Origin of the sequence: Streptomyces sp. NPDC059743 (assembly GCF_042732975.1) — a bacterium.
In the GTDB taxonomy this organism is placed as follows: Bacteria; Actinomycetota; Actinomycetes; order Streptomycetales; family Streptomycetaceae; genus Streptomyces.
Window position 1 is genome coordinate 60,199 of the sequence record NZ_JBHWGS010000016.1, and the last position, 26,419, is coordinate 86,617.

The window sequence follows — 26,419 nt, forward strand, 5'->3', positions numbered from 1 at the left end:
GGACGGTCATGAGCAGCCGGGGGAGGGGGCAGGGCACGGGAGCACGCGGGGAAGGCGGTTGCCGACGGGACGCCCGCCGAGGGGCGAGGGCGGCGAGCGGAATCCGGTGAGGCGAGCGGAACCGGGTGATCAGGGACGAAGCTCCAGGAAGCGGCGGCCCCCCTCGGACCATTCGTCTGCCACCGTCCAGCCCGCTCCGACGGCGACACCGCGCAGCGCCGCCGAGCCCACCCTGGCCCAGAGGAAAACGGGGCCACAGCGGCCGGAGCCGTCCCGTACCCGGACAACCAGGCGCTCGTCCACCTCGTGGGCATCCGCCTCGACGAGCAGCCGGCCCCCAGGGGCAAGCAGACCGCGCGCCCGGGCCAGCAGCGTTTCCGGGGCACCGCCGATCCCGATGTTGCCGTCCGCCAGCAGCACCGTGCCCCACCGCCCCTCGTCGGGCAGCCGGTCGAAGACCGACCTGTGCACCACAGGCCGGCCCTCCCGGTGGGCGCGGGCGACGGCAGCGGGGCTGATGTCCACTCCGAGGACCGGCCGACCCCGCCGGGCCAGGGCTATGACCAGCCGCCCGGGCCCGCAGCCCAGATCGAGGACCGGCCCATGGCAGCGGCGCAACAGCTCCTGGTCCGCGGAATCGGCGGGGGCGCACCAGCGCTCCACGTCCAAAGGCAGCAGCCAGCCGTCGGAGCGCTGAAGGAAGAGGGGACCGCAGCCGGCATCCAGTGCGTGCAAGTACGGGTCGGCGGCCCAAGCGGCGTCGGCGGCGTGTCCACTCAGTACCGTCTCGTGCACTATGCGGCTCCTTCCGCTCGGACGTGGGCGCGGGACAGTGCCGCGGCGAAGCGCGTTCCAGGCGCGTCGGCGGCAACCGCCACGGCGTCGGCGGCGGTGTCCACGTCACGCAGCGGCGGCAGGTCACATACCGTCAGGCCGGCAGCGGCGAGGCGATGCCGCTGCAGCCGTCCGGTCTCGGGGGTCGACATGGGCACACCCCGCACCAGAGAGGGGGCCAGCGACGGTTCGGCAAAGCCCAGGGCCCAGAAGCCGCCGTCGGCAGCCGGGCCGAACCACGCGTCGCCCCCGTACCAGTCCACGGCGTCCAGCAGCCCGGCCGTCAGCTGCGGGGTGTCCATGCCGACGAGCAGCGCCGGACCGTCGGAGACGGCGGCGAAGGCTGCCGCGATCCGCTCGTCGAGTCCACCGCCGGCTTGCGGAACGACCTCGACCCCTGCGGGCAGCCACGGCCCCGGCTCGCCGTCCAGCACCAGCACGCGGCGGCGCACGGCCGCGCGCAGCACGGCGTCCAGGGTGTCGGCCAGGGCGGCCTCGGCCAGGGCGGCGGCCTGGGCGGGGCTGTACGGCGGAGTGAGCCGCGTCTTGACCCTGCCGGGCACCGGCTCCTTGGCGAGAACGAGCACGGTGGGCGTGGCGTGCTGCGGCGGGGCGGGCGTCATCTCCGAGCCTTCCCGGCGTCGGCCGGCGTGACGGCGGGCGCCTCGGCGAGGACCGCCCCCATGTCGCGTACCGCCCGCCAGGTGCCCCGCCAGGTCCCGGTCACCTTGGACCGACCGACCCGCGGTGCGTAGGGCACGTCGATCTCACGCACCCGCCATCCTGCCTCCGCCGCACGGACGACCATCTGCAGGGGGTAGCCGGAACGGCGGTCGGTCAGGCCCAGGCCGAGCAGGGCCGTACGGCGGGTGGCTCGCATCGGGCCGATGTCGTGCAGCTCCACCAGACCCGTGCGGCGGCGGACCCGCCGGGCCAGCTCCCGGTTGGCGAGCCGGGCGTGCAGCGGCCAGGCGCCTCCGGTCACCGGTCTTCGACGGCCGAGCACCAGGTCGGCGGACCCGTTCAACAGAGGGGCCGTCAGAAGCGGAAGCTGAGCCGGGTCGAGGGAGGCGTCGCAGTCGCAGAAGCAGACGACCTCAGCGGTGGCGGCACACAGGCCCGCGTGGCAGGCAGCACCGAACCCGCGCAGCGGCTCGTGGACAACCCGGGCTCCCAGCGCGGCGGCGAGGGCCGCGGAACCGTCGCGAGAGCCGTTGTCGACGACGATGGCCCGCCAGCCGGGCGGGATTCGGCCAAGTACCCACGGAAGGGCGGCGGCCTCGTCCAGACACGGCAGGACCACATCGACCGGTGCTCCCACGACCACAGGAGAATGAGTGTCGGTCACGGTCACCCTATTCGACAGAAACGAACATATGGGATATGGCGACCTTATGGGATGTGGAAGCATGGCGCACCAGCTCGGTACGCGCCCTCCTCGCCGCAGTCGGCAACTCTGCGGGGAAGGAGTCCGCCCCGGCGCTCGCCCTTGGTTCGAGACACGTCCCCCTTTGCAGTCGAAGGCGATGACGGAGGTTCAGAGGTACATGTCTCTGACTTACAGATGACTCCGGTCACCGGCGCCGGCGCGGGCCGGGGGGGACCTCAGCCCGCACCTCCCGTAGCCGGGACGAGACGAGTGAAGGCCACGGCGGGAGCCCGCAGCAAGGCAGCGCTGCTCCCCTCCGATCTCGGTGGCCCGGTCGCGGCCACATGAGTGACCGAGGACGCCGTCGAGGCGCTGAGCCGGGGCAGGATCCTCGCCGACAACGGTCCGACGTCCAGTAGCTCTACCTGGGCCTCGACATGGATGCGACAGTCAGGACCGCACCACCGCACCACCATGTGCTCGCAACGGAACCGGCGAGGGTGCCGACGGTGTACGGGCTGTTTCCGACGCCGGCAGTCATCGTGGCGATCGTCCTGGCGGTGCTTTCCACTGTCGCGGTCGTCGCCCTGGGCTCCGGTGCCCCAGATGCGGCCCGGCTCGACGAGATCGGCTCCGATGCGTCGTTCGGCGGGGTGCTCCAGGCTGCGGGCCCTGCTGTTTTTCGCCTTCGTCGGCTACGCACGCATGGCCGCTCTCGGTGAGGTGGTTCACGATCCGGCCCGTACGGTCCCAGTCGCGCCCGGCGTCGCCTTTGCCGTCTCCGCCGCCTACGGCGTGCGTCGCGCGGTGGGTCAGGTGCAGTGCAGCAGGAGCATGAATCCGTAGTCCATGTGGAGCTGCTGGTGGCAGTGGAACAGGGAGAGTCCTGGTTGGTCGGCGGTGAAGTCGAAGTCGATGGTCTGGTAGCCGCCGAGCATGACGACGTCCTTGTGTAGACCGTTGGTGGGGGTGCCGGCGATGTGAGTGATCTCGAAGGTGTGGCGGTGCAGATGGAGGGGGTGGATGTCGTCGGTGGCGTTGCGGAACCGCATCCGGTAGCGCCTGCCCCGTTCCACCTCGATCACCGGCTTGTTGGTGTCCATGGAGAAGGGCACGCCGTTGAGGGTCCAGACGTTGAATCCCTTGTCGGCCGCGTTGCGTTTCTCCACCAGCAGGTCGAGGGTGTGGTCGGGCCGCTGAGCGGTGGCACCGGTGCGGGCGAAGGTCCGGTAGTCCCACGTGGATTTCGGTGGTGCCGTCCATCGCGCGGAACCGGTGCGGCCGGCGTACTCGACCACGGTGCCCATGCCGGCGTTGCGGTCGTCGTCGGCGAGGTCCCCCAGTACCCACACACCCGGGTGGTCCATCTCCACCAGGGCCGAGACGCGTTCGGCGGTGCCGATCCACAGCACCGGCACGCCGGCCGGGCGGGGTACGGGGTTGCCGTCGAGGGCGACCACGGTGAAGGTGTGGCCGGGCAGGGCGAGGCTGCGGATCTCGGTGGCGCTGGCGTTCAGGACGTGGAACAGCACACGCTGCCCGGTCCTGACCTTGATCGGCTCGCCGTGGCCCAGTTTGCGGCCGTTGACACTGAAGGCCCGGTAGCCGACCTCGTAGCCGTGCGGCATGCCCCGGGCCAGCGAGTCGGCCATCGCCTTCTCACCCTTGCGTTTCAGCTCCGGCACCTCGGAGCCCGCGAGAAAGTCCTGGGCCATGTCCCCGCCGTGACTGAGGGACGGCTGGAACTCCTTCAGTGTCAGGAAGATCTCTTGGTCGTAGGCCCCTGGATTGAGTTTCGGCTCGATATAGACGGGACCCGCCTGCCCGGTGTAGGTGCTCCGGCTGAGGTCACCGAGCGCTGCCACATGGGTGTGGTAAAAGCGGAAACCGGCCGGTCCGGGCGTGAAGGACAGACGCCGCATCCCGCGCGCGGGAATGAACGGGGTGCCCTCCTCCGAAGCGCCGTCCACCTCCGCGGGAACCACCTGGCCGTGCCAGTGCAACAGCTCGGGGACGCCGGTGTCGTTGTGGACGTCGACCACGACCGGACGGCCTTCGGTGAACCGCAGCAGCGGACCGGGGAACTGGCCGTTGTAGGTCGTGGTGGAGACGACCGCGCCCGGCGCGAGCTCGACCGGCCCGGTCGCGATCCGCACTGTGTAATCCGCCTTACGCAACGCCCCGGGCCGCGCGGCCAGCTCCGTAGAACCGCAGGACGAGAGCACGCCGGTGCCACCCCCGGCCACCAGGGCCGAGCCCCCCAGCTTCAGGACATCACGACGAGTGATCGGCACAGCTCGCTCCCTTCCCGATCCCACAGCGCGCCCAGCCGATGCCAAGGACCGACACACTCCGCACATACGAAATTCACTGCATAAGTCCCATGAGGGACGCCATGATTCCGGTATCACGGATCAAGACCACCCAAACGCCAGCACACCGACAGCAATGTGGCCCTCGGGATGGATCGGAACGGATTTTGGCGGTAGCCCGGTGATCTTGATTCCGGTTCGGTGACTCGGTCTATTTGGCCTGTTCAGCGGGCCTACGTTCCGCCTCATGCCAGTTGATTTCCTGCCCGATGACCAGATCTCCCGCTAGCACCGGTTCCCGGCCTGGCCAAACCGCCGTGTCTTCGGATCCTCAATGCCGGGCGCTGAACCGCTGGCCCCGTTCTCTCCTGAGAGGCGCCCGTCCCGATGTTGTGATCGCACGTCAGCAAAGCGGAAACGTCACTGCGGAAGGCGGTGACGGCGCGAGAACCAGATGGCCGGCCACACCGCCCGGATGCTCACCGCGGTCGGCTACCAGGTCGATCTCGACCCCCGCCTCGATCCCTCACATGCCGCCACGCCGCCGCCGAACAGGCCAACGCCGCTGCCGACGAGGACGGCTTCGACCTGGGCGACCGTTTCACCGACGCCGCCAGGCGCCTCACCGAGATCAGCGAAGACCTCCACGTCGCCAGTGACCGGCTGCGCGCTCTCGGGCCGCCCGCTGCTCCGAACTGGCAGGCCCGACTCACCGCTTACCACGAAACCGCCCCGCCACGACACACGGGCGGCGCCCCGGCCGCCACGCTCATCCAGTCCGCCGGCACGACGCTGCCCATGTCGGCGCCCCGCCGCTCCCGCTGACCACCAACCCACCTTTCCAGAAAGGCCGTGCGCGAGGTCGTCGCCGCGCTCTACGGCTTCGGGACGCTGAGCAACTGCGGCACGGTCGCGGCGACCGGCGAGCGCTGATTGACCAGAGGCTGCCGGGCACGGCCGTACCGGAACCGCCTCCGGCTCTGTCCGGCCGGAGGCGGTTCTCCGCATACTCGTCGGCGAGGACTGCGGCGGTGTGGGTCAGACCACGCCCACGACGTCCAGCATCGCCCCTGTGACGTGGTCGGCCGCGTTCCGGTGGCCCCTGGCGTTGGGGTGCACGAGGGCCGGCTGGTCAGGGAAGCGGGTGAAGATGCCCTCCATCCACTTGCCGGTGTCGCAGACGCTGTGATCCTGGGAGGAGTCGTAGAGGTTGACGAAGCGGGCGTCGTCCTGGGTGCCGGCCGACTTCTCGATGGCCTTGTTGAGGGGTTCCAGGACGTCCTGGCGCAGCCAGTCCAGGTCGCCCTGGGTGATCGAGCCGAACTGTTCCCAGTTGTTGTACCGGCACTTGGACGTGTCCTTGGGGACGACTGTGGGGTAGCCGACAGTCAGGATCTTGGCTTTCGGGGCCCGCTCGTGGAGCGTGGTGAGCATCTGGTCGTAGTCGCGGCTCACCTTGGCCAGTCGGCCGGGGATGCCGCCGGCCATCTCGTCCTTGCACGGGGTTCCCACGCCACCGCTGCCCGAGCCCAGTTGCAGGCACTGGAAAAGGATGTCGCCGAACCCGAGGGTGTTGCCGCCCGCGCCGACGGTGATCACATCGGTGCCGGGGCCCACCGCCTCGGACTGCGGAGGCACCGGCGGGAAGGGGTGGTCCGGGTCCTCGGAGAAGGGCGGCAGGTGACGCCCGATCGGCTCCTGGGCCCGGGAGGTGACGTCCTCGATGGTGGCGGCTCCGCAGCTCACATTGGTCAGCTCGAACAGGGAGCCGAGATCGCGGTCGATGACCTGCGGATAGGACTGGTCGGTACGCTCGCAGCCGTCACGGGGCACTTCGAAGGTGTCGCCCGCGGCCGGGATGACTCCGGCGGTGTACGAGTCTCCCAGGGCGACCCACTCGTAGGACGCGGCGGCGGCTGCCGGGGCCGCGTTGGCGAGTTGTGCGGGGGCTTGGGCGCATGCGGCGAGAGCCACGGCGGAGCCCAGCACGGCCAGTCGGGTACGGACGCTTGCCACGAATCCTCCAGGGATACGGCGTTGGTGACGACATGACCGTAGAGAGATCGTTACTTCACGCACCAGATCCAATACAGACAGTCACTATCGATCATGAAATTCGGACTGTGAGTAGGGCGGGCTCCATGAACCGACCGGTTGAGCCCGCTATGTGACAGGCTCGGACGCCGATTTGCGCGATGCGGAGCGGGCTCTGATCGGCCCCGCACGGTCCAGGCCTGTCGCGCGGTTCTCGGTGGCTGTCCTATTTGTGATCATCGACGGACTCGCCCACCGCCCTCACCCGAGGACGCTGCTGGCTGTGACCTGCCGGACGTGTCGGCCCCGCATGTCATCCTGGCCGCGGTCAGGTCAGCGGGGCGAGGGGAGACAGGGCGATGGCGGCCGCGCACTACCGCGCCGACAGCGAGAACGGCGACCGCATCGACGACCCGTCCGAGGACGCGCTGTTCATGCTGATCGGCGGCCTCAACCACTCGGACAGCACCTTCGTCGTCATTCAGCCCGACGAAGACGACCCGGCCTGGTTCACCTCCGTCGCAGTCCTGGACGAAGGCGGCTACGAAGTCGTCCGCCGCGACACCGCCCGACGCGAACACGACGTCGCCCCCGCGCCCTCACCATCTGGATGACCGTCCGAGACCTCCCCGGACGAGCCACCCAGCACACCAGCAACTTCTGAAACACGACCTAGTGGCCGTACGGGCATCCGCCCTTGCCTCGGTTCTTGGCGTCGTTGTCGAGGTAGAAGTTGGGGCGCTGGTCGGCTTGTTCGTAGTAGCGGTGGAAGACCGGGGTGATCCCGCCCGATACGGGCGGGACGATCCAGCTCCAGTCGGCCGGCACGGTGCGGCCCTGGCCTTCCTCCCTTTCCAGATGGGTCAGGAAGTGCCGGGACTCGGTGTGGTGGTCGCTGATCTTGATGCCGGCGGTGTGGAACGAGTGCAGTACGGCGATGTTGAGTTCGACCAGGGCTCGGTCGCGCCACAGGGTGGTTTCGCTGCTGGTGTCGTAGCCGAGGTGTTCGGCGATGGTGGGCAGCAGGTTGTAGCGGTTGGCGTCGACGAGGTTGCGGGCACCGATCTCGGTGCCCATGTACCAGCCGTTGAACGGGGCGAGGGGGTAGTCGATGCCGCCGATGCGCAGGCGCATGTTGGAGATGGCGGGCACCGCGTGCCAGCGCAGGCCGAGTTCGGCGAAGTGCGGGTGCTCAGGGTGGGTGAGGTCCACTTCAAGTACGAGATCGCGCGGAATGTCGAACAGTTCCGGCTTGTCTTGATGGGTCTCAATGACGATCGGCAGTACGTCCCAGGCGCCTTCGGGGGCCTGCCAGCCCAGGCGGCGTACCGTATCGGTGAAACCGACATAAGCCGGGTCGCCCACAATGCCGCCGCCCTCTTGCCGGTAGCCGGCGTACCGGATGAGCTGGTCGTTCCATACCCGGGGCGCGGGCTGGGCGGGAGTGTCCGGGGCGAAGACGGAGATGACCGGGCGGATGCGTCCGCCGTTGGTGGCCTGGCGCAGATGCTCGCACAGGTGCTGGTGGATCTGCTCGGGAGTGGTGGCTTCCCTGCGGTCCAGGACGCGCAGGCTCTTCCAGTACAAACGGCCGATGCACCGGCTGGAGTTGCGCCAGGCGACCCGGGCGCCGAAGGCCAGTTCGTCTTCGGTGTGGCTGTAGGTGCCCTGCTGGTCGATCTGGGCACGTATGTGATGCAGACGCCGGGCCAACGGGGTCGGCTGGTCGGGATGTTCAGTATGGAACAGGCGCACGAACTCTTCGGCCTCGCCCTGGTCGGCAGCCGCGGGCGCGTGGTCGGCACCGGCGCCCGGCCGGCGCTCCTCGACGGCGGGTTCACCAGTTGCGGGGTGGGTGGAGTCGGTGGTGGTGCGCGCCGGAAGAGTTTCGGAGTTCATGTTTTCCTCGCGGGTGGCGTTCGGCTCCGGAGGCCGCCCGCAATGAAGTGAAGGCGGAACCGGATCTGCTGTGGCGCGGGGGTGGGCGTGGACGCCCACGCGGGGGGCATCGACGACTTCGGGGGAAAGTCGGGTCCCACGCAGGCGCCCACGCCGGTTCTGGGATCCGTCCGGGCCGGTGATGAGGATGTCAGACGTCCGGGTTGCCCGGTCCCGCTGTGCCGGGGCGCTGTTGGCGGGCGATGGACGTGCCGAACAGTTCGTCCCAGTAGGGGGCGGAGATACCGAAGCCGCGAGTGTCGTCACGGAAGTGGTGGCGCATGTGCAGGGAACGCAGGTGGCGCATGAGCCGGCTCTTCGGCCTCGCGTGGTGCAGGTAGAGGTGGAACAGGTCGTAGGTCAGGTAGCCGAACGTGTATCCGGCCCCGAAGACGAGCGGCAGCGATCCGAGTCCGGAGGACAGGTAGATCGTTCCGCCGACCGTGGGGATGCTCAGGATGGGGCTGAGGATGGAGCGCCGTGCGTCTTGTGGATAGTCGTGGTGCACGCCGTGCAGGATGTAGTGCAGGCGGGCGCCGAAGCCCTTCTCGGGCTCGTAGTGGAGCACGATGCGGTGCCCCCAGTACTCCGACAGTGTCCACGTCAGGTATCCGGCCCCGGCCCAGCCGGCCAGCGCCCAGCCTCCGGTCCGGCCTGCTGAGAGCCAGACGCAGGCGGCGATGACCGGCGTGAACATCACCACCGTGGTGGCCGGATGGACGTGGAGAAGGTTGTCCAGCCATGACCAGCCGACTGTCGCGGGCGCGTTTCCGCGCCGTACGGCCCCCTTGCTGCCGCTACGGGCGGGTGTTGCGGAGGTCATGCACCGGCTCCTTCTGCTGTGGGGACCTTCACCCGCGTCTCGTAATTGGTACGGGCCTGGAAGTCGGTCGTGCGCAGCAGTTGGTCGGCCTTGAGGAAGCGGCCCATGGCATCGCGCCAAGGCTGCGGAAGCAGAAACAGCGAGCGGGTGACGGGGTTGGTCCAGCCGGGTACGTACCGGTTGTAGACAGGGCGGCGGGCGGTGCGCAGGACCGCTCCGGCGATGTCCTCCGGGGTGAGGAGGGGTACGAAACGTCCCTTGCCGACACCGGACGTCAGCTCGGTCTGGGCGGGGATGGGCAGGACGATGGACAGGTCGACGCCGCTTCCGCGCAATTCGGCCCGTACGCCTTCGGAAAGCCCGACCACGCCGTGCTTCGCGGCGGAGTAGGTGGCGCAGCCGGGCAGGCCGATCATGCCGACGGCGGAGACCATGTTGATGATGTGGCCCTTTCCGCGGGCTCGCATGGGCCGGATCGCGGTCTTCATACCGTTGAGGGTGCCGAGCAGGTTGACGCCGAGCTGGTGGGCGGTGTCCTCGGAACTCTCGTTCTCGAAGGGACCGACGATCATCTCGCCGGCGTTGTTGACGAAGATGTCGATCTCGCCGAGGTCCGCTTCGACAGCGTGCCAGAAAGTCTGGACGTCGGCGGCGTCGGTGACGTCGAGAGGGTAGGCGTGGGCGTGGATCGCGCCTGCGACCTTGACGGCGAAGTCGTAGTTACGGGCGCCGATGGCGACCTTGGCGCCGGCGGCGATGAACTGCTCGGCGGTGGCGCGGCCGATACCGCGGCTGCCGCCGGTGATGGCCACAACCTTGTTCTTGAGATCCCTGGGCACTGGTCCTCCTGCTGGCGTGATCGAGTGAGCGGAGCGGGTGTTAGGCGAGGGTGTGGAAGGCGCGCGAGTGCCAGACCAGGGGCCGGCCGCCTGCACTTTGACCGCTGCCGAGGCGGCGGACATGGCCGGTGACGATGGTGTGGTCGCCGCCGGGGTAGGTCTGTGCGATGTGGCAGGTGAGCCAGGCCAGTGCCCCGGTGAGGACGGGCAGGTCGTCGGCATGGTGGTGAGGAGTACGGGCGAAGCGGTCGGTCTGGCTGACATCGCTGTTGGCGAATCGCTCGGCGACCTGGGTTTGGTCGTGGCCCAGAATGCTGATCGCGAAGGAGCCGCCGGCGCGGATGCGGGCCAGGGTGTTGCTGTGGTTGTACAGACAGAGCAGAACCAGAAGCGGATCCAGGGACAGGGAGCACACGGCGCTGGCCGTCATGCCGCTGGGCTCGGCGCCGCCGGGCCCGCTGGTGGTCACCACGGTTACCCCGGTGGGCAGTTGGGCGAAGACGTCCCTGAACACCTCCCTGGTCACGGACCGTTCCGTGTCGGTGTTGTGCGTGGGAGTGTGCAGGGTGACGGAGCCTGTCACGGCCGGCCGCCGTTGACGCCGGCGCCGGTCGGGACCGGTTCGGGCGTTGTGATGGTGATGTGTTCGCCGAGCAGCCCGCGCAGGATCAGGGTGATGGCTTCGGCGAGGGCTTCACAGGCGATCGGGTCGATAAGGGCGGCCAGGCTGGGCATGCCAAGATCGAAGGTGGCGGTGAACCGTACGGTGACCGAGCGGTCCTGCTGTTCGACCTGCCAACTGCCGGCGAAGGTGTCGAAGTCACCCTCGGTCTGGGTGAAGCCGATGGTCAGCGCCTCGGCGTCGATGTGGTCGCGCTCGCTCCAGCACAGCACGCCATTACGGAAGTTGACCGACCACTGGGAGTCGACGGAGTCCGCCCCGGCGTCGGTCACGATCACTTCGCGGACCGCGTCGGTGTACTTCGGGTAGGCGGCGAAGTCACGCAGGAGGTTGAAGACGGATCCCGCGGTGGTACCGGGGACGAGTGCGTCGAGAGTGACCTGCGGCATGTCAGAGCTTTCTCTTCCGGGAGGTGGTGGAGCGGGACAGGGCGGTGGCGGCACTGGTGATGGCGTCGCTGATGCGGTCCACGTCGGCGTCACGGAGCACGGCGGGTGGGGTGAGGCGTACCACCGTGTGTGCGTTGAGCGAGTGGTTGACCAGCAGTCCGGCTTCCATCAGGTGCAGCACGAGTTCACCGGCGGCGTGCGCGTTGCTCAGCTCGATACCTATCAGCAGGCCCTGGCCGCGGATGTCGGCCACCACGCCACCTCGCAGCGGGGCCAGGGCCTTTTCGATACACCCGAGGATTTCGACGCCCAACCAGGCTGCGCGTTCGATCAGACCCTCTTCGCCGATCGCGGTCACGGAGGCGGTGGCTGCGGCCATGGCCACCGGAGCGGCGGCGAACGTCGAAGTGTGCAGGAACGGATCCTTGTTGAACGGTCCGTACGCCGCTTCGGTGGCGACCGCGGCTGCGACGGGGATGACGCCGCCGCTGAGGTTCTTGCCGACGAGTAGTACGTCCGGGCGGATGTCCTCACCGTCGGCGCCCCACCAACTGCCAAGGCGGCCGAGGCCCGTCTGGATCTCGTCCAGGACGAAGAACGCGCCATGCCGGGCGCACAGTTGCTGCACCCGGCTCAGGTAGCCGGGCGGAGGGATGACGACGCCGCCCTCGCCCTGGACGGGTTCGAGGATGACACAGGCCGGACCGCCGTCGGCCAGGGCACTCGCGAGCGCGTCCGGGTCGCCGTAGGGCACGTGCTCAGCCGTCAGCAGGGGCCGGAACGGATCCTGATAGAACGGTTTCGCGGTGACCGCGAGGGCGCCGGTGGTCTTGCCGTGGTAGCCACCGATGGCGGAGATCAACCGGCGACGGCCATGGGCGCGGGCGAGTTTGATGGCGGTTTCGGTGGCCTCCGCGCCGGAGTTGACGAAGTGGACGTAGTCCAGCCCGGGCGGAGTGACGGCGGCGAGGGCTTGGGCGGCGGTGGCCGCCACCGGCTCCAGCAGGATACGGGTGGCCATTGGGTGGCGCTGGATCTGAGAGATGACGGCTTCGACGACGCGAGGGTGGCGGTGGCCGAGGAGGAATACGCCGTAGCCGCCGCAGTCGAGATACTTCTTGCCGTCGGAGTCCCATACGTACGCACCGTCGGAGGCGACTTCCATCGCCCCGCCGGTCAGCGACGCCAGACGCGCGCGCCCGCGGCTGAGGTGTCGGCGGTAGACATCCAGCACTTCCGCCACCGTGGCCGTACCACCGGCGATGGTCCCCGGCGTGAGGCCGCTCATACCGGCACCTGCTCGGCGAAGCGGCGGCCCATCTGGCGGGCCTGGGCGAGATGCAGGACCGAGGCGCGCAGCGCGGATTCCACGGCTGCCGTGTCGAGGTGCGGCGGCAGACCGGGCTGCCCCAGGCTGTTGGGGAACGGGCGGGCGCCCGCGAACAGGGCGGTCATCGCGAGCATGTCGTCGAAACGGCGGCGGGCCCGCGGATGCAGGTTGGCGATGAACACCGGGCGGATGAGCCGGTCCACCATCTCCTGGCCGACCGTACGCGGCACGGCCATGTCCACACCCAGTTCGCCGGCGGCCTCACTGACAAGCTCAAGAACCCGGGCGGTGGCCAATGCCTGCTCACCGGCTGTCACCCACACTTCGCCCTCACGGCGTCCACTACGGACGAGTGCGGCGATGGTCGTGGCGACGACGTCCTGCGGTATGAAATCCACGGGTGAGGCGGCCGGCAGGGGTATGAGGGGCAGCCCGCCCCGCAGCAGGGCGGCCAGAATGCCGTGCATACCCTGGAACGCGGAGATTTCCCCGGTGCGGGAGTCGCCGATGACGACGGAGGGGCGAATGATCACGGCCGGGACGCCGGAGGAGCGTACGACCTGCTCTCCGGCGCGTTTGGAGTCCAGGTAGTCCTCGGGCCGGGCGCCGGCCTCTCCCGCTTCGCGGCCGAGAGAGGAACGAGTGAGTTCGGTCCGTGCGACAAAGGCGGTCGACAGGTGATAGAGCACGGCGTCCGCGTCGGCGACGAGTTGCACAATCTGCCGGGTACCCGCTTCGTTCAGTGCGTGGGTGGCGTCGGGGCCGCTGGAGAAGTCGGTGATCGCCGCGCAGTGGACGACGACGTCCACACGCCGGGCAAGTGCCCTGTAGGCAGCGGGATCCAGACCGAGGCGGGACGCGGTCAGATCCCCGACGAGCAGCTCGTCGGCACCAAGAACCGGGGCGTGATGGACCAGGGCGATGATGTGACAGTCGGAGAGTTCGGGAAGCAGCGCCGTACCGATTACGCCGGACGCGCCGGTGAGCAGGACGGTGGGAGTAGAAGACACGTTCGAGCACCTCACGGATGGGCAGGATTGCGCGTACGAGAGGACAAGGCGCCGCTGGGCGCTGTCGGGCGCACAAGGCGCGGTGGTACGGCGCCTTGGCATACGACCGAAGACACGGAACCGGAGCCGTCCCCTGAGGCACGGCGGCAGATGCCAGACCCGGGACGGTGAAGGAGCGGCAGCAGGCGGTCAAGGGATACGAAGAGGCTCTCCGGCCAGGGCGTCCACCAGCGGAGCGGCCATGCGGGCGCGCGAGGGCGGGTGGAAAGCCAGAGCGCGGCAGGCGGAGTTCAAGTACGCGATATCGCCGGAAGAAAGGAAGGCCATGCCTCCGGCGGCTTCCACGGTCAGCGCGAGCACCCGGTTGATGGCGTCCTGGGCGGCATAGCGGCAGATCAGCGCCTGGGCGAGAGTGTTCTGCCCGATCGGCTCGGTGGATGCCGCCAGCCCTTCGAGGCCGAGTACGGCCGCTTCGAGGATGGTGGCTGCCTCGGCGCGCACCGCGGCGTCCACCCGGGTGTTGGCCAGGGTGCGTTCCACCAGTGCGGAGGCCGCGCCGAGGTAGCTGGCGGTCATCAGCAGTTCGAACCAGACGAAGCCGACGGTCTGCAAATGGTCCAGACGGCCGTCAGCGGTGACGTCCGTACGCACCAGAAGTTCGGCGGGCACCTCCACATCGTCCAGGACGACTTCGTCGCTTTCCGCTCCGGCCAGGATGGGGCTGCCCCAGAACGGCCGGACGCTGAGGCCGGATGCTTCGGCGGGGATCAGGGCGATGGCCAGTTGCGGTGTGCCGTCGGGTCCGGGCAGTGCCACGGAGGCGGTGAGCAGATTCATCGAGCGGGCCAGACTGCACGGCTTCTTCGAACCGCTCAGCCACACCTTCTCGCCCTCCACGCGGGCGGTGAGGTTGGGGGCGAGGATGCCCTGCCCGGTGCGCCCCTCGGCGAAGCCGGAGGCGAGCAGCAGCCGGTCCTTGGCGACGGCGGCCAGCAGCATCCACTCCAGACCGCTGCTGTGGGCGGCGGCCTCCACCAAGGAGGCGACGGAGAAGTGGTGCATCGTGGTGGCCACAGCCAGCGACGGAGAGCGCGAACCCAGAGCGCGCTGCACACGCACGGCGGTCAGCAGGTCGGCCCCGTATCCTCCGTGCTCGGCCGGCACCAGCAGTGCGGGCCCACCGGCCTCGGTGAAGGCGGCCGGCGCCGGACCTCCGGCGCTCTCCAGATCCATCAGCGGGTGGTCGGCCAATTGCTGGTCCAGCCCGGGCATCGCCTTTTCCAAGACGGCGCGTTCGCGTTGCAAGAACTTCATACCCGGATTCCCCCACCGTGTTGTGTCCACATCGCTGATCCACCGCCCGGCAGAGGCTGGTTGAGCTCTGCCCGAGGCGACACCCGCAACGCTACGAACTCGCGGTGCAGCACTCTTGCAGCACCTGTGCAGCACTCGGTCAGGGTTTCGTTTGAATGGGAATGTGTCGTTCCTGGATGTTGTGTCGGCATGGGTGTGTCCGGGCAGACGGCCGCCCCGGTGTCGGAGAGAGCACCGAGGCGGCTGCACGCGTGGGGGCCGTGTGGTGCTAGTCGTCCAGTCCGATGCGTTTGTGCAAGCGGTCCAGCGGACCTGGGGCCCACCAGTTGGCCCGGCCGGCCAGGCGCATGAACGCGGGCACCAGGATGCCCCGTACCAGGGTTGCGTCCACGATGACGGCCAGGGCCAGACCCACGCCGAGGAGTTTCAGCGGTGTGAGCTCCGAAGTGGCGAACGCCAGGAGCACGGTGGCCACCAGGACCGCTGCGGCGGTGACGAGCCGTCCCGTACGCTCCAGACCCCAGGCGACGGCGCTGACGTTGTCGCCGGTGCGGTGGTACTCCTCCTTGATTCTGGAGAGCAGGAACACCTCGTAGTCCATTGACAGGCCGAACGCGACGCAGAACATCAGTACCGGCGTGTCGATGTCGATCGCGCCGGTGACGGTGAAGTCGCCCACCAGCCGGCGCAGATGCCCCTCTTGGAAGATCCAGACCATCGCGCCGAACGTCGCGGTGAGACTGAGCAGGTTCAGGACGATCGCTTTGAGCGGGATGAGCAGGCTGCCGGTGAACAGGAACAGCAGCAGCATGGTGGAGGCGGCGATGATGCCCAGCGCCCAGGGCAGTTTGTCGCCCAGAGCCGACTTCGAGTCCACCAGCAGCGCCGCCTGACCGCCGACCAGCCTGTCGGACGGGGCGGGGACGGCCCGTACGGCGGAAACCAGGTCCATGCCGCGCTCGGAATACGGCTCGGTGTCGGAGATCACCGCCATCCACGTACCAGGCTCCGTGGCCTTCTTGGCGGCGAAGCGTTGGGAGAGGGCGCTGGGCGGTGCCACCTCCTGACCGGCGTTGTACGAGCCGGTCGTGGCATCCACCCTCGACACATCGGGCAGCTGCGAGAGCGCGGTGGCGTAAGTGGCCACTTCCTTGGAGTCCGTTCTGGGGTCCAGAGCCGGCAGGACCACCGAGATGGGTGAGCCCTCCTGGCTGTCGAACTGCTCCCGCAGGATCTGGGCACCCTGGTGGGCGGGTGAGCTTGAGGGCAGGACGCGGTCGTCACTGTCGGCGAATTCCACGCGCAGGAAGGGAATCCCGAGGGCGATCAGCACCGCGGCCACCGAGAGGGCGAACGGCAGCGGGCGGCGCATGACGGCCATGGCGACACGGTGCCAGAAGCCCTCGTGGTCCTTGTGAACAGTGTTGGTTCGGGCTTTGCGGTTCCACAGGCGGCGTACGTTCCACGCGTCCACCCGGTGTCCGAGGACCGCGAGAAGGGCGGGCAGGACGATCACCGAGCCGAGGGCGGCCAGGATCACCACGGCGATGCCGGAGTAGGCGAAGGAGCGCAGGTGGTACATCGGGAAAACGAGCATCGCCGACAGCGACAGGGCAACCGTCAACGCGGAGAACAGTACGGTACGGCCGGCGGTGCGCATGGTCTCGGCGATCGCCGGGTGCACATCCCGTCCCGCCGCGAGCTCCTCGCGGTAGCGGGTGACGATGAACAAGCTGTAGTCGATCGCCAGGCCGAGCCCGAGCGCGGTGGTGATGTTCACCGAGAACACCGACACCTGCACCACCATGTCCAGCAGCCGCAGGACGACGAACGACCCGATCACCGCCAGGACTCCGACGGCCAGTGGAGTGCCGGCGGCCACCGCACTGCCGAACACCAGCAGCAGGATGATCAGGAGCAGCGGTGCCGACAGCAGTTCGGCTTTGACGAGGTCTTCCTCGCTCTGCTTTTCGATCTCCATACGCACCGCGGTCGCCCCGGTGGCGGTGACCTCCAGCGGGCCCTGCTCGCCGATGACGGTGGGCAGGATCCGCTTGGCGTGTTTGCGGACCTGGTCCTCGTCACCGGCAAGGCGCACCGTGATCAGAGCGGAGCGCCCGTTCCTGGCCTTCAGCGCCTCGGCCCGGCCGAGTGACCAGTACGAGGCGGCCTCCACCACGCCCGGTTCCTTGGCCAGCCGGTCGGTCAAAGCCTGGCCTTCGCGCGCCACGGCCGCAGCATCGACGGAGCCGCTGGACCGGGCAATGAACACCAGATGCGGTGACCCGCCTTCAAAACGGGTGTTGAGGAGGTCATCGGCGCGGGCAGACTCGGAGCCGGGAGAGGTGATTCCGCCCTCGGACAGGCGGCTTTCCACATCTGCACCGAACGGTACGGCCACGATCAGGGCGGCGAGGGTGACCAGGAGCACCAGCACCCGGCGCCGGGCCAGCCATGTCCCCAATCGCGCCAAACCCTTGGCGGGCGATGGCGTCGGCGTCGGGGCGAGGCGGGGCGAGTCGGCTTTGACGGTGGTGCGGGCAGTGGGTCGGGTTCCCATGCCTCCTCCTAGGGGGTGGGGACAACCCTGACGAACGGGCCGCCCGGATGAAGGGAAGGGCTGATGACCGGTGGGGTGGTCGCCGGATCGAGCAGGACCTGCGACGGCCGTCCATACGTGCGCAACGGTCTGGGGCGCGCGGCGGTCTATGCATGCCAGCGTAAAGATCCGCAGGTCAGGCAATCGGCAGGGCACATGCAGGGCAGTCACAAGGAACTGCGCGAGATCACCTCCGCACATGCTCGACAGCCGCGGAAACACCTGCGGCGGGAGGCCGCCAGGCGGGCAGGCGCAGCTCCGCGTGCAGGCCGCCGCCGGGCGCACGCTTCAGCAGAACCTCTCCGCCGTTCGCGCGGGCCAGACTCGCGGCGATCGCCAGCCCGAGGCCGGAGCCCTCGCCCGGTTTCGCACCGGAGCCGCGCCAGAACCGGTCGCATGCCCGCGCGCGGTCATCAGCGCTCATGCCCGGCCCCTCGTCCTGGCACTGCACCGCCACCGTGTCACCGACGACGATCAACCGCAGCCGGATGGAACTGCCGCTCGGGGAAACCTGTACGGCGTTGTCGAGGAAGACGTCGAGGATCTGGTCGAGTGTGCCGGGAATCGCTGCGACGGGCAGCTCCGTGCCCTCGACGATGGCGATCTCGACCGACTTCGGAGCAGCCACCATCCGCCAGGAAGCGACGCGCTCCTCAAGTACGGCGAGGGCGTCGACCGAACGTGCCGACTGGTCCCGGCTCTCCGAACGGGCGAGCAGCAGAAGCGCGTTGATGATACGGCTCATCCGGTCCGCTTCTGCCAGTGCCTGGGCCAGGCGCGGTGCACCGTCCTCGTCGACGAACGGCTCCAGATTCTCCAGGCGCAGGGACAGAGCGACCAGTGGCGAGCGCAACTGATGCGAGGCATCGGCCACGAACGACTGCTGCACACGCACTTGATGCTGGACCTGCTCCGCCAGGTGGTTGAAGGTCTCCGCCAGCACCCGCAGCTCCGGCGGGCCCTGGTCGACCGGTACCCGCGCGTGGTGGTCTCCGGCCGCGAAATCCAACGCCGCGCGCTCCAAATACCGGATGGGCCGCAGAATCCACCGCGCGAGCGGCTCCGCCAGCCAGGCGCCGGCAGCGAGCGCGAGGAGGGCGCCGACCACGATGACCGCCCACGCCGTCATCACCTCGGATTGCAGATCGTCCAGAAAGGAGCAGATGACCACCACGGCGACGAGCCGCCCCTGCTCGATCACAGGTATCGCGATCACCAGTTCCACTGCCCGCCAGGACACACGCTGTTCGGCGGAGTCGATGAAATCGCCGCGCAGAGCCGCCTTTACCGGCTCCCGCTCACGTAACTCGTCCGCGGTGAGGATGCACAGAGCGCCCATCAGAGCCTGGCCCGCCACGTTGTAGATCTGGATCCGGCCACCGGTGCGGTCCTGGTAGTCGGCGATGTGTTCACGGGCCTTCGCCCAGTTGCCGCCGCGCACGAGATCGGCCGCCAGGCCCTTCATCGCCCGCGCCTGCTCCATACGGGCATGGGCAAGCCGACGGACCGCCTGCTCATCGCGCTCCAGCGCCAGCGGCAACCCGAGCAGCACCAGCACCGCAGCGGGTAACGCCACCAAGGCCGCGACCAGATGACGGCGCACGCCGCCTGCTCCTTTCCGAGGATGCCCAGCGTGCCCACGGCGCGGGCACGCTGCCGCTGCATCACCGCCGTCACGAGGCATCGGGCACAGCCAGCCGGAAGCCCACTCCCCGGACCGCCTCGATCCACTCGCGCGCGCCCAGCTTGTTGCGTAAGGAACCGACATGGACATCCAAGGTCCTTGTCGAGCCGTGCCAGTTGGCGTCCCACACTTCGTTGATCAGGTCCTCGCGCGCCCGGACCGCTCCCGCGTCGGCCGCGAGAGCCGCCAGCAGGTCGAACTCGCGCCGCGTCAGGCTCACGGGCGAGCCGTGCACCTCCACCTGACGGGTTCGCAGGTCCATCATCAGTGGCCCGGCGACCCAGCGGTCCTCGCGAGGCTCTTCCGGTCCGCCGCCCGTCGCGGGGCGGGCGGCCCGGCGGGCCACGGCGTCGACGCGCGCCAGGAGTTCGCGCATGCTGTAGGGCTTGACCACATAGTCATCCGCCCCGGCCTGCAACAGCATGATGCGATCAACCTCTTCCGCGCGGGCGGTGACCGCGATGATCGGCACCCACGAACGTTCCCGCAGGCGGCGGCAGACCTCCTGACCGTCCAGGTCAGGAAGGCCCAGGTCCAGCAGTACGAACTCGGTCTTCTCCGCCGCCAACAGCGCCTCTTGCCCGGTGGCGGCCCATGTCGTTTCATGGCCGAACCGCTGCATGGCCTCGCCGAGCGCATCCGCGATCCGCTCGTCGTCCTCGACAATCAGAACGTGCATCTCAACCCCCGTCTCGATGCGGCAAGGCCCCGTCGACCGAGCCAATATCGGATCCTAGCGATATCATCGCCCAAAGACGATGAAACCAGAGGGTAACTTTTACATTCCCCTCCGTGATCGATCATTGGCGGCGATTCACCGCAAACTTCGCAAGCGCCCTGCGGGGTGCTCTGCGCCGCAAGGGGCGTCACGCGATTCCCCTACTTTTCATTCATTGCCCGCGATGGATATCATCGCTCCATGACGATGAATGATGGGCTGGACGCCATCCCCGGTTGCGACGCCCCGCCACCCGCCGTAGCCCTGTTCCGCTCCCTCGGCGAACCGGCCCGGCTGGCGATCCTCCTCCGCCTCGCCCAAGGCGAGGCAAGGGTCGTGGACCTGGTGACCGCGGTAGGTCTGGCCCAGTCCACGGTCTCGGCCCATCTGTCCTGCCTGCGCGACTGCGGACTGGTGGACTCCCGGCCGGAAGGCCGCTCGTCGCGGTACTTCCTGTCCCGCCCGGAGCTGCTGGACCTGCTCGCCTCGGCCGAGCAACTGCTGGCCGCGACCGGCGAAGCCGTCGCACTCTGTCCCACCTACGGCAATGCCCCCGCCGAGGAGACCTCCGGCCGATGAGCACGCCGACCACCGTCCTCGACGCGACCGGGGCAGCGACACACCGCGCGGTGCGGTACGCGAAGTTCACCATCGGCTACAACGTCATCGAAGGGATCATCGCCATCGCGGCCGGCACCGTCGCCGGGGCGGTGTCCTTGATCGGCTTCGGCGTGGACTCCGGCATCGAGGTCGCCGCCGCCGTGGTCGTCCTGGTGCGGCTACTGGCGGAGATCAAGGGCGGGGAGCCGGACGAGGACAAGGAACGCCGCGCGCTGAAGTTCATCGCGATCACGTTCTTCGCGCTGGCCGCCTACGTCACCGTCGAGGGCATCCGTGATCTGACCGGCGGCGAAACGCCCGACACCTCCATCGTGGGCATCGCCCTGACCGGCCTCTCCATCGTGATCATGCCGTGGCTGGCGCGGGTCAAGCGCAAAGCCGGGCAGGAGATGAACTCCCGCCTGGTCGTGGCCGATGCAGCCGAGACGAAGCTGTGCGCCTGGCTCTCGGTTTCCACCTTCGCCGGACTGCTCGCCTATGCCCTGGTCGGCTGGACCTGGCTCGACCCGGTCGCCGGCTTCGTCATAGCCGCCTTCGCGATCATGGAGGGAAAGGAAGCGTGGGAGGGCGAACTGGCCTGCGACGACGACTGCGAAGACGATGAGAAGACCACGAGCGAGACGGGATCGTCGTGCTCGGACAGCCACAAGTGACCGAGCAGTCACTTCGATGAACCGTGCTCGCCACAGCGCGCGCCCGCGGCGACGGCGTTGCGAATGCCGTCCGCAGGCCGGGAACATGGTGCGCGGTCCAGTCCTCCGACGGCTCCCAAGCCGGCACACCCAGCTCTGGTGATCACTCGCGCGACCGTGCCGGTCCGGGCGCGGTCGCGGGGCGGTGTCAGCCCATGACGGTGCCGGAGCTGCCGGCGTTGACGCTTCGCTTGCGGGAGAAGGCGCCCAGGTCGATGGCGGCACCGGAGTGCTCGCCGAAGAACTGGACGGGATGGGCGTCGTGGTCGACACCCGCCTCGACCTGGTCGATGATCGCGGTCATCAGCCGGCCGACCAGCGGAGCGTTCTTGAACTGGTTTCCGCTGGTGCCCATGGCTACGTAATAGCCGTCCAGTTCCGTACGGTCGTAGATCGGGGTCCAGTCGTCGGCGACGTCGTACACCCCGGCCACGCCTCGGGCGCGGTTGGGGACGGCCAGCTCCGTCAGGCGCCGGGCGGCCCGGGTCGTCTGTGCCTCGAAGACACCCATGGTCGGGTGGGGATCGGCCGCGTCGGGATCATCGATCCACTCGAACGGGTCGCACTCCGGCTCCGTTCCTCCGATGAGCAGGCCGCCACCGACCTCGCCGCGGATATACGTGCCGAGATCCATATCGGCCAGGCTGATCCCTGCCGCGCCGCTGGGGTTGAAGCCCGGAGGGGCCGGCACATGGGCGACCTCTTGCCGCATGGGGCGCACCCCGATGGTGAAGTCCGCACCGACCCCTGCGAGTTGGTTGACCTTGCCCGACCAGGGGCCGGCCGCGTTGACCAGCGTCGTGCACGGGATCCGGGTCCCGTCGTCGAGCAGAACCGCGGCGACACCGCTGTCCGTGGTCTCGACCGCCGTGACCGTACGGCGGAAGACGAAGTCGGCGCCGTTGCGCACGGCGGCCTCGGCCAGGTTCTGCGCCGCCAGCTGTGGATCGCTGATGAACCCCGCGTCGGGGGTGAAGACCGCGCCCAGAGAGCCGTCGGCATCCTGCCAGAAGCGGTCGTCCTCGATACGCTTCGGCGGCCAGTAGCGCCCCGCGTCGATCCCGGGGATTCTCTCGCGCAGTGTCGCGGCGTCCCACTCCTCGTAGGGAACGCCCACCTTGTCGAAGAGCGGAAGGTAGCCCATCCGGGGAGCCAGTTGCACATCGAGCATGGCCAGGCCGCTGCGTTCGAATCGGGCCAGGTTGTCCACGTCGATTCCCAGATGGTCACGCCATCGCTGCCAGCAGAACGACGACTCCCAGGAAGCCGCGACACCCGCGTGCGTGGAGAAGTTGAACCGTACGACAGCACTCGACGCGCTCGTCGATCCGAACCCCACGCCCCCCGCCTTGTCGACAACGGTCACGTGCCGACCGGCACGGGACAGCTCGAGCGCGATCGATGATCCGATCACGCCCGCTCCGACCACTACGACGTCCGTACTCATACCGGATTCCTCCTCGGTCGTGCGGTACCTCGATGGACACCGGGCGGCAACGCGGTGACAGCGGGATCGCCGGCGTCCCACGCGCCGTACGACCAGTCTCATCGGGGGCTCGCGCACAGACATCTGGCTGCCGTCAAACATCATTGCCCGTCAACGCGACGGACGTCGAGGCGCTGGGGCGCCGGGGCCAGGCAGGGGACCTGAAGGAGGTCCGCAATGACCGCATTGGCCCACTGGATTCCAGCAGCGTGCGCGACCGTGGATTCCCGAGCCCGTCAAGCGGGTGCCCTTGAAGGCGAGCCGGTCGGTGACCACCGCAGACAGCCTCGAATCGGTGAATGTCTTTGCCCGCTCGCTCAACAGTCCAATCATCTGGGTTACCCGACCGCGCGGCGCATGGGTTACCCGACCGCGCGGCGCGGGGGACCGGGTAACGAGTGTGTGTGCCAATAGGACGGATCGCGCCGCGCGGCTCCGGCCACCCGGGCGAACGGCCCCGGCCGGAGCGAACGCAATGACGCGGCCCCGGCTACAACCAACTGCATGGAGAGAGAATGACCTCCGAACAGCACCCTCCGCTGCCTCCCTTCACCCGGGAAACCGCCATCCAGAAGGTACGCGCGGCGGAAGACGCCTGGAACACGCGCGACGCCAAGAAGGTCGCGCTCGGGTACACCGTGGATTCCTACTGGCGCAACCGGGCCGAGTTCCCGAACGGCCGTGACGAGATCATCGCGTTCCTCACCCGAAAATGGGAGAGGGAGCTGGACTACCGGCTGATCAAGGAACTCTGGGCCTTCGACGGCGACCGTATCGCCGTGCGCTTCGCTTATGAGTGCCACGACGATTCCGGGAACTGGTATCGCTCGTACGGCAATGAGAACTGGCATTTCGACGAGAACGGTCTGATGCATCACCGGTACGCGTGCATCAACGACCTCCCGATCAAGGAATCCGAGCGCAAGTACCACTGGCCGCTGGGGCGGCGCCCGGACGACCATCCGAGCCTGACCGACCTCGGTCTCTGAACATCGCGTGAAGGGGAGTCACCCGGGCACCGGGCACCTCAGGCCAGGGGAACCCTCGCCGAGGTCCGCGCCGCGGCCGAGGCCGACGTCGCCCGCCGGCGCGCCACCCGACCTGCTGCCACCGGCGGCTGTGCCGCGCTCCGCGTGGCAGCCGCCGGCCGCCGGCTTGTTGACCGATAGGGTGCCCAGGCGGCGCTGTCAGCTGAGAACGCGGCCGAGGAATCCGTGGATGTAGCCGCTGATGGCGTCGAGATGTGTCTCCAGGGCGAAGTGGCCTGCGGGCAGGAGGTGGATTTCCGCCTCCTTCAGGTCTCGGGAGAAGGCTCGCGCTCCGTCCGGTCCGAAGATCTCGTCCCGCTCGCCCCAGACGGCGAGTGTGGGTACCTGGCTGTTGCGGAAATACTCCTGGAGCTGTGGGTAGCCGTCGATGTTGCTCGGGTAATTCCGGAAGAGCGCCAGCTGGATCTCGTCGTTGCCGGGCCGGTCCAGCAGGGTCTGGTCGTGCAGCCAGGTGTCCGGGCTGACCAGACTCTTGTCCTCGGCTCCGTTCTCGTACTGCCAGCGGGTGGTTTCGGCACTGAATTTCGCTCGCGCACCGGGTTCGGTGTCCGCCCCCGGAGACGAGGCGTAGGCGAACAGGTCGTCCCAGAAGGGCTTGGCGAAGCCCTCCATGTAGGCGTTGCCGCTCTGCGTGATGATTGCGGTCACGTCGTAGGCGGGGTTGAGGGCCAGTCGCCAGCCGATGGGGGCTCCGTAGTCGTGGACGTAGATCGAGAAGCGGCTGATCCCCAGCTCGTCGAGCAGGCGGGCGGTGATCTTGGCCAGGTTGTCGAAGGTGTACTCGAACTCGTCGGTGTTGGGCATGGACGACTCGCCGTATCCGATGTGATCGGTGGCGATCACGTGATAGCGGTCGGCGAGTGCGGGGATGAGATGGCGGAACATGTGGGAGCTGGTGGGGAATCCGTGCAGGAGCAGGATGACAGGCGCGTCGGCAGGGCCGGCTTCACGGTAGAACACCTGCTGGCCGTCGATCGTCGCCTTGCGGTGGTGGGTGGGGGGCATGTCGACCTCCGGGGAGTTCCCCGAGCGTATGGCGCTTCTGCGTGACATCCCAGGCAGGCGAGGGGGCCAAGCCGCTGGGGCTCCGCAATGCCCTCCAGGCTGCGAGCGGACTGCCACTCCCCAACGCTAGACACAACATCGGGCAGTGGCCACTCAAGACAACGGGCTCCCGCACTTCAGTTCTACCTGCGCTGATCTGGGAACCTTCACGGCCAGCGGCCCGCGCCATGGTGTGGACCAGGGGTAGCTGGTTGTGGTGCGATCCTGGTCGTTTTGATCTCCGGGTCTTACCTCTTGGCGCAGATGAAATTCTCGGAGTTGTCCGTGTTGCCGTGGCCTTTGTACCGAGCGGCAAGTGGGTACATGCACAGCGGCCGTGTCACGCCGGTCTCTCCGTTCGACGGGCAGGCTCAGGCCGATCATGCTCTTGCACGAACGAACCGGCATCTTGCCCGTCGGCGCGGCGTCGGGCACATGAGTGCTGGCTGCTGGAGCGGCCGTGGACGCAGACATCGCCAGGGTCCACGTAACCACTACCGACGTCACCAGCAACAGGACTTGACGACCTTTACTTCTCCGCCGCGACCTGGACGCGGAAGTCGTTCTACTCATTGCCGTTTCCTCCTGGGTTGGCGGAGTGCTGCTCCGAGCCATGAGGTGCACCGTATGCCAGCTTGGCACTTAGTGCCAAGCTGGCATACGGTGTTGGTGGCCAAGGGTGAGCAGCGCTTGCCGGTGTCTCCTGCCCTCGGCTCGTTCCCGTCGCAGTGGGCCTTCACGGCAAAGCGCAATCACACGCTGGTCAAGCGGATGCCCCCGCGCACGGCTCCACCTCGCGCGGGAGCGCTTGCAGATCCAACTCCTTACATGGGAAGGCAGGAAAGATCATGAACGCATCTGAAGCGGTACTCGTGACCGGGGCGAGTTCGGGCATCGGCGCGGAGTTTGCACGACAGTTCGCGGGGCGCGGTTATGACACCGTGCTCGTCGCGCGCCGCGCTGAACGTCTTGAGGCGCTGGCCTCGGAGTTGTCCGCTCTCCACGGCACTCGCGCCACAGCCTTGCCGATGGATCTGACCGAACCGGGGGCGGGGGAAGCACTGCGCGCCGAGATCGACCGGCTCGGGGTCGATGTCGCCGGAGTGGTGAACAACGCAGGTTTCGCCAACCACGGGTTCTTTCGCAGCGAACAGCTCGATCGGCTCAAGGCCGAGATCGCGCTCGATGTCGTCGGGGTCGTGGAGATCAGTCACGCCTTCCTCCCGTGCCTTCGCGAGCGGGGAGAGGGATTCCTGATCAACATCGCGAGCATGGCCGCGTACAACGCGAGTCCCACGATGGCTGTCTACGGCGCGTCCAAGGCGTTCGTGCTCAGTCTCACCGAGGCACTCTGGTACGAGGAACTGGGTTCGGGAGTGAAGATCTTCGCTGTCTCGCCAGGGGCGACGCAGACGGAGTTCTTCGACGTGGCTGGTGAGAGCGCGAGCGGCGGCACTCGGCGGATGCCGGCGTCGGCGGTCGTCCGGACCGCGCTGGCCGCACTCGACCGCCGCGATCCGCAGCCGAGTGTCATCGTCGGGGGCGGTAACCGGGTCGCGGCCGGTGTCTCGCGTCTGCTCGGCCGCCGTTGGATGACACGAACCATCGGACGGGTGATGACGCGCGCCCTGTCGCAGAGTTGATGACGATCA

Annotated in this window: 22 protein-coding genes and 2 pseudogenes; 6 read left to right on the plus strand and 18 right to left on the minus strand. The window is 68.4% G+C overall.

The annotated features are described in order from the left end of the window. Positions 1-129: 129 nt before the first annotated feature. From ACFV6H_RS27025 to ACFV6H_RS27035, 3 genes are read right to left on the minus strand one after another with little or no spacing between them, the layout of a single operon-like run. Positions 130-795: a class I SAM-dependent DNA methyltransferase gene (locus ACFV6H_RS27025; RefSeq protein WP_385546866.1), complete on the minus strand. Its 666-nt coding sequence runs from the start codon at positions 793-795 to the stop codon at positions 130-132. After that, positions 795-1,457 (minus strand): DUF2064 domain-containing protein, encoded by a 663-nt coding sequence (locus ACFV6H_RS27030; protein ID WP_385546869.1) that lies wholly within the window; start codon positions 1,455-1,457, stop codon positions 795-797. Before ACFV6H_RS27030 ends, ACFV6H_RS27025 begins: the two co-directional genes overlap by 1 nt. Next, positions 1,454-2,182: a glycosyltransferase family 2 protein gene (locus tag ACFV6H_RS27035; RefSeq protein WP_385546872.1), complete on the minus strand. Its 729-nt coding sequence runs from the start codon at positions 2,180-2,182 to the stop codon at positions 1,454-1,456. The genes ACFV6H_RS27030 and ACFV6H_RS27035 overlap by 4 nt, the downstream gene beginning before the upstream one ends. Positions 2,183-2,739: 557 nt before the next feature. On the opposite strand from ACFV6H_RS27035, the pseudogene ACFV6H_RS27040 reads away from it, so the two are divergent. Then, positions 2,740-3,001: pseudogene (locus tag ACFV6H_RS27040) on the plus strand (amino acid permease); the annotation flags it as partial. A gap of 14 nt (positions 3,002-3,015) precedes the next feature. Here the strand turns inward: ACFV6H_RS27040 and ACFV6H_RS27045 are convergent. Further along, the gene (locus ACFV6H_RS27045) at positions 3,016-4,497 is read right to left on the minus strand and encodes a multicopper oxidase family protein (protein WP_385546875.1); all 1,482 of its coding nucleotides are present in this window, start codon (positions 4,495-4,497) and stop codon (positions 3,016-3,018) included. 1,056 nt (positions 4,498-5,553) lie between these two features. After that, on the minus strand, positions 5,554-6,531 hold the full coding sequence (locus tag ACFV6H_RS27050) for an SGNH/GDSL hydrolase family protein (protein ID WP_385546878.1): 978 nt from the start codon (positions 6,529-6,531) through the stop codon (positions 5,554-5,556). 377 nt (positions 6,532-6,908) lie between these two features. Here ACFV6H_RS27050 and ACFV6H_RS27055 point away from each other — a divergent pair. Continuing rightward, a pseudogene (locus tag ACFV6H_RS27055) lies at positions 6,909-7,213 on the plus strand (hypothetical protein). 8 nt (positions 7,214-7,221) lie between these two features. Here ACFV6H_RS27055 and ACFV6H_RS27060 read toward each other — a convergent pair. From ACFV6H_RS27060 to ACFV6H_RS27110, 11 genes are all read right to left on the minus strand, one after another. Further along, positions 7,222-8,448, minus strand: coding sequence for a nitric oxide synthase oxygenase (locus ACFV6H_RS27060; protein WP_385546881.1), 1,227 nt, complete (start codon positions 8,446-8,448; stop codon positions 7,222-7,224). A gap of 190 nt (positions 8,449-8,638) precedes the next feature. Continuing rightward, the gene (locus ACFV6H_RS27065; protein WP_385546884.1) at positions 8,639-9,310 is read right to left on the minus strand and encodes a sterol desaturase family protein; all 672 of its coding nucleotides are present in this window, start codon (positions 9,308-9,310) and stop codon (positions 8,639-8,641) included. Continuing rightward, positions 9,307-10,149, minus strand: coding sequence for an SDR family oxidoreductase (locus tag ACFV6H_RS27070; RefSeq protein WP_385546888.1), 843 nt, complete (start codon positions 10,147-10,149; stop codon positions 9,307-9,309). Before ACFV6H_RS27070 ends, ACFV6H_RS27065 begins: the two co-directional genes overlap by 4 nt. Before the next feature lie 40 nt (positions 10,150-10,189). Next, positions 10,190-10,732: a flavin reductase family protein gene (locus ACFV6H_RS27075; RefSeq protein WP_385546891.1), complete on the minus strand. Its 543-nt coding sequence runs from the start codon at positions 10,730-10,732 to the stop codon at positions 10,190-10,192. Further along, positions 10,729-11,220 carry a type II toxin-antitoxin system RatA family toxin gene (locus ACFV6H_RS27080; RefSeq protein WP_385546894.1) on the minus strand — a complete coding sequence of 164 codons (492 nt, stop codon included), beginning with the start codon at positions 11,218-11,220 and terminating at the stop codon, positions 10,729-10,731. The genes ACFV6H_RS27075 and ACFV6H_RS27080 overlap by 4 nt, the downstream gene beginning before the upstream one ends. Before the next feature lies 1 nt (position 11,221). Next, positions 11,222-12,508 (minus strand): aspartate aminotransferase family protein, encoded by a 1,287-nt coding sequence (locus tag ACFV6H_RS27085; RefSeq protein ID WP_385546897.1) that lies wholly within the window; start codon positions 12,506-12,508, stop codon positions 11,222-11,224. Continuing rightward, a complete protein-coding gene (locus tag ACFV6H_RS27090) occupies positions 12,505-13,560 on the minus strand; it encodes an SDR family oxidoreductase (protein WP_385546900.1) in 1,056 nt (351 codons plus the stop codon). The genes ACFV6H_RS27085 and ACFV6H_RS27090 overlap by 4 nt, the downstream gene beginning before the upstream one ends. A 189-nt stretch (positions 13,561-13,749) precedes the next feature. Beyond that, positions 13,750-14,874, minus strand: coding sequence for an acyl-CoA dehydrogenase (locus tag ACFV6H_RS27095; RefSeq protein ID WP_385546904.1), 1,125 nt, complete (start codon positions 14,872-14,874; stop codon positions 13,750-13,752). 268 nt (positions 14,875-15,142) lie between these two features. Continuing rightward, on the minus strand, positions 15,143-17,434 hold the full coding sequence (locus ACFV6H_RS27100; protein WP_385546907.1) for an MMPL family transporter: 2,292 nt from the start codon (positions 17,432-17,434) through the stop codon (positions 15,143-15,145). Positions 17,435-17,660: 226 nt separating this feature from the next. Beyond that, positions 17,661-19,076 carry an ATP-binding protein gene (locus ACFV6H_RS27105; protein WP_385546910.1) on the minus strand — a complete coding sequence of 472 codons (1,416 nt, stop codon included), beginning with the start codon at positions 19,074-19,076 and terminating at the stop codon, positions 17,661-17,663. Between the two features lie 70 nt (positions 19,077-19,146). Then, on the minus strand, positions 19,147-19,836 hold the full coding sequence (locus ACFV6H_RS27110; protein ID WP_384788975.1) for a response regulator transcription factor: 690 nt from the start codon (positions 19,834-19,836) through the stop codon (positions 19,147-19,149). Between the two features lie 240 nt (positions 19,837-20,076). Between ACFV6H_RS27110 and ACFV6H_RS27115 the strand changes: the two genes are divergently transcribed. Beyond that, positions 20,077-20,454, plus strand: coding sequence for an ArsR/SmtB family transcription factor (locus ACFV6H_RS27115; protein ID WP_384975465.1), 378 nt, complete (start codon positions 20,077-20,079; stop codon positions 20,452-20,454). Then, positions 20,451-21,149: a cation diffusion facilitator family transporter gene (locus ACFV6H_RS27120; protein ID WP_385546915.1), complete on the plus strand. Its 699-nt coding sequence runs from the start codon at positions 20,451-20,453 to the stop codon at positions 21,147-21,149. Before ACFV6H_RS27115 ends, ACFV6H_RS27120 begins: the two co-directional genes overlap by 4 nt. 187 nt (positions 21,150-21,336) lie before the next feature. On the opposite strand, the gene ACFV6H_RS27125 is transcribed toward ACFV6H_RS27120, so the two are convergent. Then, complete coding sequence (locus ACFV6H_RS27125; protein WP_385546918.1) at positions 21,337-22,635, minus strand: NAD(P)/FAD-dependent oxidoreductase; 1,299 nt, start codon at positions 22,633-22,635, stop codon at positions 21,337-21,339. 554 nt (positions 22,636-23,189) lie between these two features. Here ACFV6H_RS27125 and ACFV6H_RS27130 point away from each other — a divergent pair. After that, entirely contained in the window at positions 23,190-23,663 is a 474-nt protein-coding gene (locus tag ACFV6H_RS27130; RefSeq protein ID WP_385546921.1) for a DUF1348 family protein, read from the plus strand. A 198-nt stretch (positions 23,664-23,861) separates the two neighbouring features. On the opposite strand, the gene ACFV6H_RS27135 is transcribed toward ACFV6H_RS27130, so the two are convergent. After that, positions 23,862-24,728 carry an alpha/beta fold hydrolase gene (locus tag ACFV6H_RS27135; protein WP_384975461.1) on the minus strand — a complete coding sequence of 289 codons (867 nt, stop codon included), beginning with the start codon at positions 24,726-24,728 and terminating at the stop codon, positions 23,862-23,864. Between the two features lie 911 nt (positions 24,729-25,639). Here ACFV6H_RS27135 and ACFV6H_RS27140 point away from each other — a divergent pair. Then, positions 25,640-26,410: an SDR family NAD(P)-dependent oxidoreductase gene (locus ACFV6H_RS27140; protein ID WP_385546925.1), complete on the plus strand. Its 771-nt coding sequence runs from the start codon at positions 25,640-25,642 to the stop codon at positions 26,408-26,410. Positions 26,411-26,419: the final 9 nt, after the last annotated feature.